Here is a 14,974-nt window from a genome sequence, read left to right on the forward strand (position 1 = left end):
CAGGCCATCGCGCAGTGATCAAAAAGATGAACTTCAGGGGATGACGGCGAGGTCGCCGAAAATGCGTTCGATGCGTACACGGGCGTCCGATGCTTCACTGACGGCCTGGATGTACTGGCTGCGGGCGCTGATGAGGGTGCGCTGGGCGTCGAGCACGTCGAGGAAACCGAACTTGCCCGTTTCGAAGCCGCGCGTGGCGCTATCCACAGCGCTTTGCGCGGCGGGCAGAATGGTCTGATTGAACGCCTGGACTTCGCCGTTGGCGGTCTGCCACTGCGCCAGAGTGGTCTGGATTTCCGTGCGCAAACGCAGCTCGGTGGCGTTGCGCAGATCCCGCGCCTGATCGCTGCGTCGCGCTGCCGCCAGCACGTTGCCCTGATTGCGGTTGAACAACGGGATTGGCATCGATAGCCCGACCACGTTGACCCGCTCGCGCTCGGTTTCGCTGTATTGGCTGCCGATGCTGACGGTGAGATCGGGAATACGCTGGGACTTTTCCAGCCCTAAAGATGCCTCGCGCTGGTCGATCTGCAACGTGGCCAGACGCAACTCGGCGGTCTCATTCAGGCGTTCAAGCAAGCGCGTCGGTGGCGGCACGGCAGGCATGTCTTGCGCGGCCGTCTGCACCGTGGTCGAAGTTGGCAGCGGCGCGCCCATGACCTGCGCCAATTGTTGGTAGGCGTTGGCCTGATCGCGCTGGGCACGGCTCAGTTCAAGGCGCACTTCGGAAAGTTGCACCTGCGCTCGCGTGCCTTCGACCGGCGACGATTTGCCGGCGTCGATACGCCCCTTCGCCACCCGCAAACCGTGTTCGGCCAGTGCTATTGACTGGCGGGACAACTGCAAGCGTTGCTGCGCCGTCCGGGCACTGTTGAACGCCTGAATCACATCGGCGCGCAAGGCATTGCGCTTGCGCTCCAGCTCGATCCCGGCGGCATCCTGCGCACGGCTGGCGACGTCGATCCGCGCCCCGCGTTTGCCGCCCAGTTCTATCGGCTGGCTGAGCATCACCGTGGTGGTGCGTGAGTTGTGCCGGGTGTCTTCGGCCTCCCACGATACTTCGGGGTTAGGCATCAGACCAGCCTGTTTGCGATCACCCTCGGCGATGCCGATTTCCCACTGCGCGGCGGCCAGATCCGGGTTGCCGGCGAAGGCTGTTTGCAAGGCTTGGTCGAGGGTCAGGGTCGAGGCTTGCGCAAGACCCGCACTGGTCAGCAATGCCATGCTGCTGGCGATTAAAAAGCGCTTTTTCAGGCGTGATCGCGCCGTCAGTTCTATTAAACCGGGCAAGGGAGGAGTTCCTTTTTAATTAATGCCGCCACGGTAGGGTTTTGAACTTATCGACAAGATGACTGGAACATTACAAATCCGTTATCCACGGTTGGCGGAAGTTGTTTTGCTCTAGGATGCCAAGTGCAAGTGGCATTACCGCAATACATGGAAACAACTACACGGTAGTTATCCGCCGAACAGCACTTGCCTGAATAAAAGTCATGGGGATTTCAGCTTTTTGCTGCGACAGGCTGTCGCGGACAGCCTATTTAAAGGCCTCAACCGTTGACCCTGTAGCCACTTCAGCCTTTACCGTGCACGCCACTCAGTTATTGAATCCAGTCCGGAAGCCCTTACAAAAACAACAACTTTCCCGACCACCTTAATTAAATGTCCATTAAATAAAAGTGGTGATAAATCATGCGAATCCTTGTCGTCGAGGACGAGCTTAAAACTGCCGAATACTTGCATCAGGGCCTGACGGAAAGTGGTTATATCGTCGACCACGCGGCAACCGGTGCCGATGGTTTGCATCTGGCGCAACAGCAGGCGTATGACGTGGTGATTCTGGACGTCAACCTGCCGGAACTGGATGGCTGGGACGTGCTGGAACAGCTGCGGCGCACCCACTCGACACGGGTGATGATGCTCACCGCACGCGGGCGCCTGGCCGACAAGATTCGCGGCCTGGATCTGGGGGCCGATGACTATCTGGTGAAGCCGTTCGAGTTCCCGGAGTTGTTGGCACGAGTGCGCACGCTGATGCGGCGCAGCGAAAACATCCCGGTACCGCAGGTACTCAAAGTCGCCGACCTGGAACTCGATCCCGGCCGTCATCGCGCCTTTCGTGGCGAGCAGCGCATCGACCTGACCACCAAGGAATTCGCCCTGCTGCATCTGCTGATGCGCCAGTCCGGCGATGTGCTGACCCGCACGCAGATCATTTCGCTGGTGTGGGACATGAATTTCGACTGCGACACCAACGTGGTCGAAGTGTCGATCCGTCGATTGCGGGCGAAGATCGACGACCCGTTCGACAGCAAGTTGATCCACACCCTGCGCGGTGTCGGCTATGTGCTGGAGGCGCGGGAATGAAGCCGGCCAGCCTGTCGATGCGCCTGGGTCTGACGGTGAGTATTCTCGGCGCACTGTTGGTGGTGTTTCTGGCGATCCTTGCGTACTTCGCCCTGACCCATGAGCTGAATGCGCTGTCCCGGGACAGTCTGGAAAAGAAGATGGCCCAGGTCGAGCACAGCCTGTCGCTGTACGTCGATGCCAATGAAGTCAGTGGCAAGCCGCACATCCTGCTCGATCAGGTCATGGGTCATGACAACCTGACGCTGACGATTTATGACCGCTCAAACCTGCGCTCGCCACTGCTTAAATCCGGCTCGGGCCTGACTGATCCACGGGTTGAATTGAAAGCCGTGCGAAACACCAACGATCAGTTGACCTACTCCAACAGCACCGACGCTGAAGGCAGGAAATTCCTCACGGCCTCGAAGTTGATTCGTCTCAAGGACGGCAGCAGCGTGCCGGTGTTGCTATCGATGGATAACGCCCACGATCAGGCGCTGCTCAGCGCTTACCTGCGCTCGACGCTGATTGCCTTGCCGTTGCTGCTGATCTTCATCGGTCTCAGTGCCTGGGGCGCGGTGCAGCGCGGGCTGGCGCCGATGCGCGAGTTTCGCAAAGTGGCGGCGATGGTCTCGACCCAGGATCTCGACCATCGGCTGTCGGTGGTGAATATGCCGCAGGAACTGAGCGAACTGGCGCACGGCATCAACTTCATGCTGCATCGGCTTGATGCCGGGGTGCAGCAGTTGTCGCAGTTCTCCGATGACCTGGCGCATGAGCTGCGCACGCCGATCAATAACCTCATGGGCAAGGCACAGGTGACGTTATCCCGCGAACGTACGACCGAGGAATACAAAGACGTTCTGGTGTCGTGCACCGAAGAGCTGGAGCGTGTGGCACGGATTGTCTCGGACATGCTGTTTCTCGCCCAGGTCAGCCACCCTTCGGCACTGGTGCCGTTCGAGTCGATTGCGCTGGAGGAGGAAGCGCTGAAAGTCGTGGATTTGTTTTCACTGTCGGCACAGGACAAGCAGATCCATTTGACGGTGCTGGGGAACGCGCAGGTATTGGGCGACCGGTTGATGATTCAACGGGCGATTTCGAATTTGCTGTCCAACGCACTGCGCCACTGCCCGAGCGGGAAAACGGTGACGTTGTTGATTGAGCAAGGCGCAAATCAGGCTTCGCTGCTGGTGAGCAATCCCGGCGCGGGGATTGAAGCACAACACTTGCCGTATCTGTTCGACCGATTCTATCGCGTCGACAGCAGCCGCTCGCGCTCGCAGGGCAGCACCGGGCTGGGTCTGGCGATTGTGCGCTCGATCATGTGCCTGCATCAGGGGGTAGCGGAGGTCAAGAGCTTGCCGGGGGCGGTGACGGTGTTCCGGTTGGGGTTTCCAGCGATTGAGGTGGTGGCGCACTGAGGCATCAGACTCGAGCTCTGCGTCGTCGGGGCCGGCCTCATCGCGGGCAAGCCCGGCTCCCACAGTGATCACCGTCGTCCGCAGAAGGTGTGAGCACCCCTGAAACCTGTGGGAGTGAGCTTGCTCGCGATAGCGGTGTGTCAGGCAACAGAAGTGTTGAATGCAAATCAGCTATCGCGAGCAAGCTCACTCCTACAGGTATTGCGTCGGGCACACGTGCTGTGACCATCGCGGATCATTGTGGGAGTGAGCCTGCTCGCGATAGCAATGGATCAGGCACCAACAAAAACGGCACCTTCCGGTGCCGTTCGCCTTTCTCAGTGCCGCCGTTTACTTACGCGCATCTGCCCACGATTTCAGCAGTTCGTTGTAGCTCACGGTTTCACCCTTAGGCTTTTCGTTCGCCAGTTTCGGTTTTGGTGCACCCGGCTGATCGAACCAGTATTGCGCATCGCGCTCGGGGTTCATTTTCGGGGCGCAGGTGGCTTGGGCCTTTGAGCGTTCCAGGCGGGACATGATCGCGTCCTGATCCTTGGCCAGGCCGTCGAGCGCCTGTTGCGGGGTTTTGTCGCCGCTGGCGGCTTCGGCGATGTGGCTCCACCACAGTTGCGCCAGACGCGGATAGTCCGGCACGTTGGTCCCGGTCGGGGTCCATTGCACGCGGGCCGGGCTGCGGTAGAACTCGACCAGACCACCGAGTTTCGGTGCCAGGTCGGTCATCGCTTGCGAGTTGATGTCCGACTCGCGAATCGGTGTCAGGCCGACGATGGTTTTCTTCAGCGATACGGTTTTCGACGTCACGAATTGCGCATAGAGCCAGGCAGCCAGTTTCTGTTTCTCAGGCGTGGACTTCATGAACGTCCAGGAACCCACGTCCTGATAACCCAGCTTCATGCCCTCTTCCCAATACGGACCGCGCGGCGAAGGTGCCATGCGCCATTTCGGCGTGCCATCGGCGTTCACCACGGGCAGACCCGGTTTGGTCATGTCGGCGGTGAAAGCGGTGTACCAGAAGATTTGTTGGGCGATGTTGCCCTGGGATGGCACCGGGCCGGACTCGGAGAAGGTCATGCCCGCCGCTTCCGGTGGTGCGTAGGCCTTGAGCCAGTCGACGTATTTGGTGGTGGCAAATACCGCCGCCGGGCCGTTGGTGTCGCCACCGCGAGTCACGCTGGAACCGACCGGGTGGCAGTCCTCGACGCGGATGCCCCACTCGTCCACCGGCAAACCGTTAGGCAAGCCCTTGTCGCCACCACCCGCCATGGAGAACCAGGCATCGGTGAAGCGCCAGCCCAGGGACGGGTCTTTCTTGCCGTAATCCATGTGCCCGTAGACCCGCTTGCCGTCGATTTCCTTGACGTCTTCGCTGAAGAATTTGGCGATGTCTTCATAGGCCGACCAGTTCACCGGAACGCCCAACTCGTAACCGTACTTTTCCTTGAACTTGGCTTTAAGGTCGGCGCGTTCGAACCAGTCGGCGCGGAACCAGTAAAGGTTGGCGAACTGTTGGTCGGGCAGTTGATAGAGCTTGCCGTCGGGCGCGGTGGTGAAGGAAAGGCCGATGAAATCCTTGAGGTCCAGGGTCGGCGAAGTGAAGTTTTTACCTTCATTGGCCATCAGGTCGGTAATGGATTCGGTCTTGCCGTAACGGAAGTGCGTACCGATCAGGTCCGAGTCGTTGACCCAGCCGTCATAGATGCTCTTGTCCGACTGCATCACGGTCTGCAGCTTTTCCACCACGTCGCCTTCCTGCAGCAAATCGTGGGTCACCTTGATCCCGGTGATCTCGGTAAAAGCCTTGGCCAACACCTTGGACTCATATTCGTGAGTGGTCAGGGTTTCCGAGACGACCTTGATGTCCATCCCGCGAAACGGCTCGGCGGCCTTGATGAACCACTTCAGTTCCGCGAGCTGCTGATCCGCCGACAGGGTGGACGGTTTGAACTCGCTGCCGATCCATTTTTTCGCGGCTTCTTCGTAGGCATCGGCCCAGGCCGAAGCGCTCAAACCGCTGAGTGCCAGCATGGCTGCCAATGAAATGCTATGTCGCAGCTTATTGTTTTTGTCGAACATAGAGACCTCCTTTTAGGGTTTCGGAGCAACATTGCCGAGCGATTCGACTAGCCCCAACGCATCACAGCCAACAGCCACACCAGGGACAACGCGAACGCTACCCAGATGCTCCAGTCGGTGACGCCGATTACCAGCAAATGCAGGTAGGCGCTGCCGAGAAGACCGATAAACAGCCGATCGCCACGGGTGGTGGCAATCGGCAAAAAACCACGCCGAAGAACGCTCGGCGAACGTAGTTCCCACGTCGTCATGCCCACCAAAATCAGGCCAATGACGGTGAAGAACGCCGCTGTGGGGACAGTCCAACTCATCCATTCCATCATCAGTTCCTCATACTCGGCCGAGGGCAAAGCCCTTGGCCACGTGGTTACGGACAAACCAGATCACCAGCATGCCCGGCAGGATGGTCAACACCCCCGCCGCCGCCAGCACGCCCCAGTCGATGCCGGACGCCGAAACGGTTCGGGTCATCACCGCGGCAATCGGCTTGGCGTTGACCGAGGTCAGCGTCCGCGCCAGCAACAGCTCAACCCAGGAAAACATGAAGCAGAAAAACGCCGTCACGCCGATCCCCGAGCCAATCAGAGGCACAAAAATCTTCACGAAGAACTTGGGAAAACTGTAGCCATCAATGTAGGCGGTTTCGTCGATTTCCTTCGGAACGCCGGACATGAAGCCCTCGAGAATCCACACCGCCAACGGCACGTTGAACAGGCAATGCGCCAACGCCACGGCGATGTGGGTGTCGAACAGGCCGATCGACGAATACAGCTGGAAGAACGGCAACAGGAATACCGCCGGTGGGGCCATGCGGTTGGTCAGCAGCCAGAAGAACAGGTGCTTGTCGCCGAGGAAGCGATACCGCGAGAACGCGTACGCCGCCGGCAACGCCACGCTCAACGAAATCAGCGTGTTCAGACTCACGTAATACAGCGAGTTGAGGTAACCGGTGTACCAGGCCGGATCGGTGAAGATCACCTTGTAGTTGGCAAAGGTGAAATCCTGCGGAAACAGCGTCAGGCCGCTGAGGATTTCGGTGTTGCTCTTGAAGGACATGTTCAGCAGCCAGTAGATCGGCACCAGCAGGAACAGGATGTAGATCAGCAGTGGAATCAGCTTTCTCTTGCTCATGGTGGGCCTCAGCGGTTGGCGTCAGAGTGAGTCATGGCGGTGTAGAACAGCCAGGACACCAACAGGATGATCAGGAAGTACACCAGCGAGAACGCCGCCGCCGGGCCAAGGTCGAATTGGCCGATGGCCATTTGCGTCAGGGTCTGGCTGAGGAAGGTCGTGGCATTGCCCGGCCCGCCGCCCGTGAGCACGAACGGCTCGGTGTAGATCATGAAACTGTCCATGAACCGCAGCATCACTGCGATCAACAGCACGCTCTTGAGCTTGGGCAACTGGATGTGTCGGAACACCGCCCAGGCCGATGCCCGATCGATCCGCGCCGCCTGGTAGTACACGTCCGGAATCGCCCGCAACCCCGAGAAACACAACAGCGCCACCAGCGACGTCCAGTGCCAGACGTCCATCACCAGCACCGTGACCCAGGCGTCCATGGTGTTGGCCGCATAGTTATAGTTGATGCCCATCGCATTGAGGCTCGAACCGAGCAAGCCGATGTCGGCCCGGCCGAAGATCTGCCAGATGGTGCCGACCACGTTCCATGGAATCAGCAGCGGAATCGCCAGGATGATCAGCACCAGGGAAGACCAGCGGCCCTTGGTCGGCATGGTCAGGGCGATGGCGATGCCCAGCGGGATTTCGATCAGCAATACGCAGCCGGAGTAGATGAACTGACGCAGCAACGAGTCGTGCAGCCGTGGGTCGAGCAGCACCTGTTTGTACCAGTCGGCGCCGACGAAGTAGCGGCTGGACTGGTCGAAGATGTCCTGCACCGAATAGTTGACCACGGTCATCATCGGGATCACCGCACTGAACGCCACCAGCAAAAACACCGGCAGCACCAGCCACCAGGCCTTGTTGTTCTGCACCTTGTTCATGGCAGCACCTCCAGCAGGTAATCATCGGCATAGACCATCAACCATTGCGCCGGAAAGCTGATGTACGCCGTGCCCTCCGGCACCGGTTTGTCTTCCGCCAACCGCACTTTCAACGTCACGCCGTCGAGGTTCAGGGTCATGATCTTGTAGGTGCCGAGGTCTTCGACGTGTACGACCTTTGCCTGCATCGCGTCGTCAAACGGTTCCTCCCACACGTGTACGAACTCAGGTCGGATGCCAACCTTCAGGGTTTTCCATTCGGACCCGGCGATGCGTTGCAGTTGCGCCTCGGACAACGGCAAATGCGTCGAGGCAAAACCGACACCGCCCGGTTGCGGCTGCACGTCGATCAGGTTCATCCCCGGGCTGCCGATGAAATAACCGACAAAGGTATGGCTCGGCCGTTCGAACAATTCCCGTGGCGTGCCGAATTGCACGATCTGCCCGCCGTACATCACCGCAATTTTGTCGGCGAAGGTCGAGGCTTCAAGTTGATCGTGGGTGACGTAGACCATGGTGATGTTGAATTGCTCGTGGATCTGTTTGAGTTTGCGCCGCAGCTTCCACTTCAGGTGCGGGTCGATCACCGTCAGCGGTTCATCGAAGAGGATGGCGGAGACGTCATCGCGCACCAGCCCGCGCCCCATCGAGACTTTCTGTTTTTCGTCAGCGGTGAGGTTGCGCGCCTTCTTGCTCAGCAACGCCTGAAGGTCTAGGACCTCGGCAATTTCCTGCACCTTGCTGTGAATTTTCGCTTCGGCCATGCCCTGATTGCGCAGCGGAAAGGCCAGGTTATCGAACACCGTCATGGTGTCGTAGACCACCGGAAACTGGAAAACCTGAGCGATGTTGCGCTTCTCCGGGGTCAGGTCGTTGACCGCTTTGCCATCGAACAGGACATGGCCCTGGGACGGGCTGAGCAACCCGGAAATGATGTTGAGCAAGGTCGATTTGCCGCAGCCCGACGGGCCGAGCAAGGCATAGGCGCCGCCCTGCTCCCAGATGTGATCCATCTCGCGGATCGCGTAATCCTCGGGGCCGCTCGGTGTGCGCGTGTAACTGTGGGCGAGGTTCTGCAAACGGATTTCGGCCATCAGGCAACCCTCGATATACGGCGACCGGGCGCCTGGACTAGCCGCCCCTGCGCATCGAACACAAACAGTTTATGGGTCGGGATGTAGATGCGGATCGGCGCATCGACGTCGTATTCGTGAACACCGGGCAAATGCAGCACCAGCAGGAAATGCTCGTTGCGCACGTGGAGGAAGGTTTCCGAGCCGCTGATCTCGGCGACCTCGACGGTCACTGCCAGTTCGAGGTCATCGTCGTTGCTCGGCACCAGCGAGATGTGGCTCGGACGCACACCGAAGCGGAACTCGCCCTCGCCCACCGGGCGCAAATCGACGTTCAACGGGAAGTGCACGAAATTGGCGAAGCTGACTTCGTTGCCGGCGATGCGCCCGGGCATCAGGTTGATCGGCGGTTCGGAGAACAGCTCGGCGGCCAGCACCGATTGCGGTTGGTGATAGACCTCGGAGGACTTGCCGCTCTGGATCACCCGGCCTTCGTGAAGAATGGTCGTGGTGCCACCGAGCGCCAGCGCTTCGTTGGGTTCAGTGGTGGCGTAGATGGCGATGGTGTGCCGCGCCTTGAACAGCTCGCGCATTTCCTGACGCAGTTCTTCGCGCAACTTGTAGTCGAGGTTGACCAGCGGCTCGTCGAACAGGATCAGTTCGGCGTCCTTGACCAGCGCCCGGGCCATCGCGGTGCGCTGTTGCTGACCGCCCGAGAGCTCCAGCGGATAGCGCTGGAGAAACTTCTCGATGCGCAGCATCTTCGCGGTTTCCAGCACCTTGCTCTGGATCAGTTCGTTGGACACGCCGGCCTGACGCAGCGGCGAGGCGATGTTCTCGAACACCGTCATGGTCGGGTAGTTGATGAACTGCTGATAGACCATCGACACGTTACGCAAGCGCACCGGGCGTTGGGTGACGTCGACGCCGTTCATCAGGATGCGGCCGCTGTCGGGCTTGTCCAGGCCCGCCATCAGGCGCATGAGACTGGTTTTGCCGGACAGCGTGCGGCCAAGCAAAACGTTGAAGGATCCAGGTTCGAAACTCAGGCACGCATCGTCGATCCAGGTCTGGCCCTCGACGGTGCGGCTGACGTGCTCCAGAGTGAGTGACATGGCTCGGCCTTTTTATTATTGGAGTCAAGCGACCGGAGCAGTAGAGCGAGTTTCATGCCAGAAATTGCAACGTGTTGATCTGGCTTGAAAATCCTTGAAACAGCGGTGAAACCGCTTTCGTTGCTGAACAGAAATGAACAACGACGGCTGAACAATTGAACAATCGAACCGTTGACAATGAACAATAGTGAACAACACTCTACGGACTGTTCACGGTCCCTGTAGGAGCCAGGCTTGCCGGCGAAGGCGTCTTTGAAATCGCCTTCGCCGGCAAGCCTGGCTCCTACAAAGTGCGGGAGTCGCGTCATAAACGTCCGCACATTGCCAATATCAGCGCTTCTGGGTCAGGGCGCGGCGTTCGAATTCGACGATGCGCTGACGGTAATGCTCGATCGTCTGGGCGGTCAGTACGCTGCGCTGGTCGTCTTTCAGTTCGCCGTTCAGCTCCTGGGACAGTTTGCGCGCCGCAGCCACCATCACGTCGAAGGCCTGCTTCGGATGACGCGGGCCTGGCAGGCCAAGGAAGAAGCTCACGGCCGGTGTGCTGAAGTGGTCGATGTCGTCCAGGTCGAAAACGCCCGGCTTGACCGCATTGGCCATGGAGAACAGGACTTCACCGTTGCCAGCCATGCTTTCGTGGCGGTGGAAAATGTCCATCTCGCCGAAGCGCAAGCCGCTTTCCAGAATGTTCTGCAACAGCGCCGGGCCTTTGAAGCCAGCGGCGTCGCGGCAGATCACGCTGATCACCAGCACTTCTTCGGCTTGCGGTTGTTCTTTGTCGCTGACCGAAGGCGAAGACTTGGCGTCAACCGGGAAATCGTCGTCACGGCTGCTGAAGCTCGGGCCGCCGTCCAGGTCCAGGCTGAGATTCATGTCGCCTTGCGACGGCTCGCCATGGCCACGCTTGCCGCGCTTGGAACCCGACTCACGGGGCTCACGGGCAGGCATGCTCACCGACGGCAGATCGTGCTCGTCCAGCTGCGGTTCTTTGTGGGTATCCAGAACGCGCGGCGGGCCCAACAGCTCGGCGCTGGTGTCCTCGTCCGGCAAATTGGACAGACTTCGATCAAGACGGAACTTCAGTTTTCCCTTGCCGCCGCGCATACGGCGCCAGCCATCGAAAAGAATACCGGCAATGACAATAATGCCGATGACGATCAGCCACTCGCGCAGACCGATTTCCATGTAATCCCGTGCCTCTATAAAAAATGCTGAAAAATAAGGGGTTTACAACTCGTAAACCGCTTTAAAACGTGGCGCCAACTCTATGTTCTGACAGGCGTTTTGCCCACGTATACGAAAAATTGACATTAAACTAGCACGACCAAAGGCAACTTTACACCGTCTGTCACAATGGCTTGCGCGAATATGTCGATTGGCCAGCAAGTCAAGGAAGGTAAATAAGTCCTACGGACAAAAAATACTCAACCTACAGACGCCGACTCAGGCATCCACCATCGCCATCGCCTCCTCGACATCCACTGCCACCAGACGCGAGCAACCCGGTTCGTGCATCGTCACCCCCATCAATTGATCGGCCATTTCCATGGCGATCTTGTTGTGGGTGATATAGATGAACTGCACCGTCTGCGACATCTCTTTCACCAGCCGGGCGTAGCGTCCAACGTTAGCGTCATCCAGCGGCGCGTCAACTTCATCGAGCATGCAGAACGGCGCCGGATTCAACTTGAAGATCGCAAAAACCAGAGCCAATGCGGTCAGGGCTTTTTCGCCACCGGAGAGCAAATGGATGGTGCTGTTCTTCTTTCCGGGCGGCTGCGCCATGATCGTCACCCCTGTATCGAGTAGATCTTCGCCCGTCAGTTCCAAATACGCGCGCCCTCCACCGAAAACTTTTGGGAAAAGCGCCTGTAAACCGCCATTGATCTGATCAAAGGTATCCTTGAAGCGGTTGCGGGTTTCCTTGTCGATCTTGCGAATCACGTTCTCGAGGGTGTCCAGCGCTTCGACCAGATCGTCGTTCTGCGCATCCAGATAACGTTTACGCTCGGATTGTTGCTGATATTCGTCGATGGCCGCGAGGTTGATCGCGCCGAGGCGCTGAATGCGTGCGGCAATGCGTTCGAGTTCCTCTTCAGCGTCCTTCTCGCTGGCTTCGGTCGTCAGCGTGGCGAGTACGCCGTGCAGGTCGTAGCCGTCTTCCAGCAACTGATCTTCCAGGGTCTTGCGGCGCACGGTCAGGGCTTGCCATTCCATGCGCTGCGTTTCCATCTGGCCACGAATCAACTGCGATTGCTGCTCGGCCTGGTGGCGGCGTTTTTCGGCGTCACGCAATTCGCGGTCGGCGTCTTCGAGGGCAATCTGTGCGGTCTTGAGTTCTTCGTCGACGGTCATGCGCTTGTCGAGCAACTCTTCGAGCTTCAGGCGCAGCTCTTCCAGCGGCGCCTCGCCCTCCTCCAGATTGAGGCTGAGTTGTTCGCGTTTTTCGGTCAGGCGCTCGGACTGCATTTCCAACCGTTCCAGCGCCTGACGCGTCGAGTCGTGTTGCGCCTTGAGCGAACCCAGACGCACCGCCAGTTGATGCGCGTGATCCTTGTGCTGCCGGGCTTCCTGACGCACGCGGTCAAGGCGCTCGCGCAGGCTGTCGCGCTGGGCCAGTAGCAGCTCACGCTGCTCGGTGTCCAGTGCCATGGCGTCGAGGGCTTCCTGCAATTGCAGGCGCGCTTCGCCGATGTTTTCGTGTTCCAGCGCGCGCTGCTCGGCCAGTTCGGTGAGCTCTTCATCGAGCCGCGTACGGCGCAAGGTCAGTTGCTCGACCTTGGCTTTGCCGGCGGACAACTGGGCTTTCAATTCACCTTGCTGACGCGCTTCGTCCTGCAGCAAACGGCGCAAATGTTCGCGACCGTTTTCCTGTTGACGCTGCTGCGCCCGCAGATTCTGAAGTTGGGTTTCGAGGGTTTCGACCGTGGCCTCGCGCTCTTCGCGCTCGCTGCTCAGACGCTGGATTTCCTGACCGCGAGCCAGCACGCCACTTTCCGCTTCGCTGGCGCGGCGCACCCGTAAAAAGTGCCGGCCGACCCAGTATCCATCGCGGCTGATCAGGCTCTGACCGGCGCTCAACTGACTGCGCATTGCCAAGGCCTGTTCGAGGTTTTCAACCGGTTTGACCTGCCCCAGCCACGGCGACAGATCGATCTGCGCCTCGACCTTGTCGAGCAAGCTGCCGGGCACGCGCACGCCATCGCTGGCGGGGCTGAGCAATCGCAAATCGCCTTGGGCAAAACCGGCCAGGTCGAAACCGCCGAAATCGTCCACCAGCACCGCTTGCAGATCGGCACCGAGCACGGTTTCCACCGCCAGCTCCCAACCGGCTTCAACCTTGAGGCCTTCGGCCAGGCGTGGACGGTCCGCCAGGTGTTGCTCGCGCAGCCATTCAGCGGTGCCGGTGCCCGGATCGAGCGCCGCTTGCTGCAAGGCTTCAAGCGAGGCGAGACGGCCATTGAGACGCTGCAAATCGCCCTGCGCCTGTTGCTGCGCCGACAACGCTTGCTGCAATTCCTGACGCAGTTGCTCAAGTCGCTCGACCTGCGCTTCTTCGCTGGCCTGCAAGTCTTCGAGCGTGGCCTCTGAAGCGGCCAACTGCTCGCTGAGCTCCATGATCGCCGCGTCTTCCGGGTCCGCCGAAAGCAAGGCGCGTTCTTCGCCGAGGCGCTTCTGACGATCAGCCAAACGCTCCATGCTGGTTTCCAGCTGCTGGATGCGTGACTGCTGGACTTCGGACTGGCGACGCGGTTCGGCGGCGGTCAGGTTGAACGTGTCCCACTGCTCCTGCCAGCCGTGCATGGTGGTTTCGGATTCTTCCAGCGCGGCGGCGGCTTCTTCGGCGGCGGCGCTGGTGACTTCCTGCTCCGGCGTGAGCATGTCCAGCTCTTCGCCGAGGGTCAGCAGCAACGTGCGGTCGTGGCCCAGATGCGACTCGGTTTCCAGACGCGCGCGCTCGGCTTCTTTCAGATCGTCTTGCAGCTGACGCAAGCGCTGCTGACCGTGCTGGATGCTCTGCTCGACCCGGGCGATGTCGCCACCGACCGAATAGAAACGCCCTTGCACCAGATTGAAGCGCTCCGACAGGTCATGGTGCCCGTCGCGAAAACGTTCGATGCTTGCGTCGGCGTTGCGCTGCTCGGCCACCAGCGCTTCGAACGTGACTTCCTGGGTGCCAATGATCGCTTCGCGTTGACCGACCTGTTCGTTCAAGGCCTGCCAGCGCAGGGCCGACAGTTGCGCCTTGAGTTGACGCTCCTCACCCTTGTATTCCTGATACTTCTTGGCCGCTTCCGCCTGGCGATGCAGGCGTTCAAGCTGACGCGTCAGCTCTTCGCGCAGGTCCGTCAGGCGCTCCAGGTTTTCGTGGGTGCGACGAATGCGGTTTTCGGTCTCGCGCCGGCGCTCCTTGTACTTGGAGATGCCCGCCGCTTCTTCAATGAAGTTGCGCAAGTCTTCGGGCTTGGACTCGATCAGCTTGGAGATCATCCCCTGCTCGATGATCGAGTAGCTGCGCGGGCCCAGGCCGGTACCGAGGAAGATGTCGGTGATATCGCGGCGACGGCACTTGGTGCCGTTGAGGTAATAGGTGGTCTGGCTGTCGCGGGTCACTTTGCGGCGAATGGAAATTTCCGCATAGGCGGCGTATTCGCCAAGCAGGGTGCCGTCGGTGTTGTCGAACACCAGCTCGATGCTGGCCTGGCTCACCGGTTTACGGCTGGTCGAACCGTTGAAGATGACGTCGGTCATCGACTCGCCGCGCAAGTTCTTGGCCGAGCTCTCGCCCATCACCCAGCGCACGGCGTCGATGATGTTCGATTTGCCGCAGCCATTGGGCCCGACCACCGCCGCCATGTTACTGGGGAAGTTCACCGTGGTCGGATCGACGAAGGATTTGAACCCCGCCAGCTTGATGCACTTGAGCCGCACGC

At 59.7% G+C, this 14,974-nt stretch carries 11 protein-coding genes; 2 read left to right on the forward strand and 9 right to left on the reverse strand.

The genetic code is table 11. The features are described from left to right. Positions 1-33: 33 nt before the first annotated feature. Positions 34-1,290, reverse strand: coding sequence for a TolC family protein (locus tag KGB27_RS04530; RefSeq protein ID WP_223436243.1), 1,257 nt, complete (start codon positions 1,288-1,290; stop codon positions 34-36). Positions 1,291-1,692: 402 nt separating this feature from the next. On the opposite strand from KGB27_RS04530, the gene KGB27_RS04535 reads away from it, so the two are divergent. Next, entirely contained in the window at positions 1,693-2,367 is a 675-nt protein-coding gene (locus tag KGB27_RS04535) for a heavy metal response regulator transcription factor (RefSeq protein ID WP_223436245.1), read from the forward strand. Continuing rightward, positions 2,364-3,773: a heavy metal sensor histidine kinase gene (locus KGB27_RS04540; protein ID WP_223553317.1), complete on the forward strand. Its 1,410-nt coding sequence runs from the start codon at positions 2,364-2,366 to the stop codon at positions 3,771-3,773. Before KGB27_RS04535 ends, KGB27_RS04540 begins: the two co-directional genes overlap by 4 nt. Before the next feature lie 330 nt (positions 3,774-4,103). Here KGB27_RS04540 and KGB27_RS04545 read toward each other — a convergent pair whose 3' ends face one another. The 8 genes from KGB27_RS04545 to smc form a co-directional block, all read right to left on the reverse strand. Beyond that, positions 4,104-5,846, reverse strand: a complete 1,743-nt coding sequence (locus KGB27_RS04545; RefSeq protein ID WP_008043892.1) for an extracellular solute-binding protein — start codon at positions 5,844-5,846, stop codon at positions 4,104-4,106. Between the two features lie 47 nt (positions 5,847-5,893). Next, positions 5,894-6,166 (reverse strand): DUF2160 domain-containing protein, encoded by a 273-nt coding sequence (locus KGB27_RS04550; RefSeq protein WP_032829048.1) that lies wholly within the window; start codon positions 6,164-6,166, stop codon positions 5,894-5,896. Between the two features lie 10 nt (positions 6,167-6,176). Continuing rightward, positions 6,177-6,977, reverse strand: coding sequence for a carbohydrate ABC transporter permease (locus tag KGB27_RS04555; RefSeq protein WP_008032760.1), 801 nt, complete (start codon positions 6,975-6,977; stop codon positions 6,177-6,179). 8 nt (positions 6,978-6,985) lie between these two features. Continuing rightward, a complete protein-coding gene (locus KGB27_RS04560) occupies positions 6,986-7,852 on the reverse strand; it encodes a carbohydrate ABC transporter permease (RefSeq protein ID WP_008032762.1) in 867 nt (288 codons plus the stop codon). Beyond that, positions 7,849-8,946 (reverse strand): ABC transporter ATP-binding protein, encoded by a 1,098-nt coding sequence (locus tag KGB27_RS04565; protein WP_223436248.1) that lies wholly within the window; start codon positions 8,944-8,946, stop codon positions 7,849-7,851. Before KGB27_RS04565 ends, KGB27_RS04560 begins: the two co-directional genes overlap by 4 nt. Beyond that, positions 8,946-10,040, reverse strand: a complete 1,095-nt coding sequence (locus KGB27_RS04570; RefSeq protein ID WP_008032765.1) for an ABC transporter ATP-binding protein — start codon at positions 10,038-10,040, stop codon at positions 8,946-8,948. Before KGB27_RS04570 ends, KGB27_RS04565 begins: the two co-directional genes overlap by 1 nt. A 330-nt stretch (positions 10,041-10,370) precedes the next feature. Further along, positions 10,371-11,225 carry a cell division protein ZipA gene (gene zipA, locus KGB27_RS04575; RefSeq protein ID WP_008027358.1) on the reverse strand — a complete coding sequence of 285 codons (855 nt, stop codon included), beginning with the start codon at positions 11,223-11,225 and terminating at the stop codon, positions 10,371-10,373. A 258-nt stretch (positions 11,226-11,483) separates the two neighbouring features. After that, on the reverse strand, positions 11,484-14,972 hold the full coding sequence (gene smc, locus KGB27_RS04580) for a chromosome segregation protein SMC (RefSeq protein WP_192416911.1): 3,489 nt from the start codon (positions 14,970-14,972) through the stop codon (positions 11,484-11,486). Positions 14,973-14,974: the final 2 nt, after the last annotated feature.

The sequence above is a fragment of the Pseudomonas sp. BF-R-01 genome, assembly GCF_019946615.1.
In the GTDB taxonomy this organism is placed as follows: Bacteria; Pseudomonadota; Gammaproteobacteria; order Pseudomonadales; family Pseudomonadaceae; genus Aquipseudomonas; species Aquipseudomonas migulae.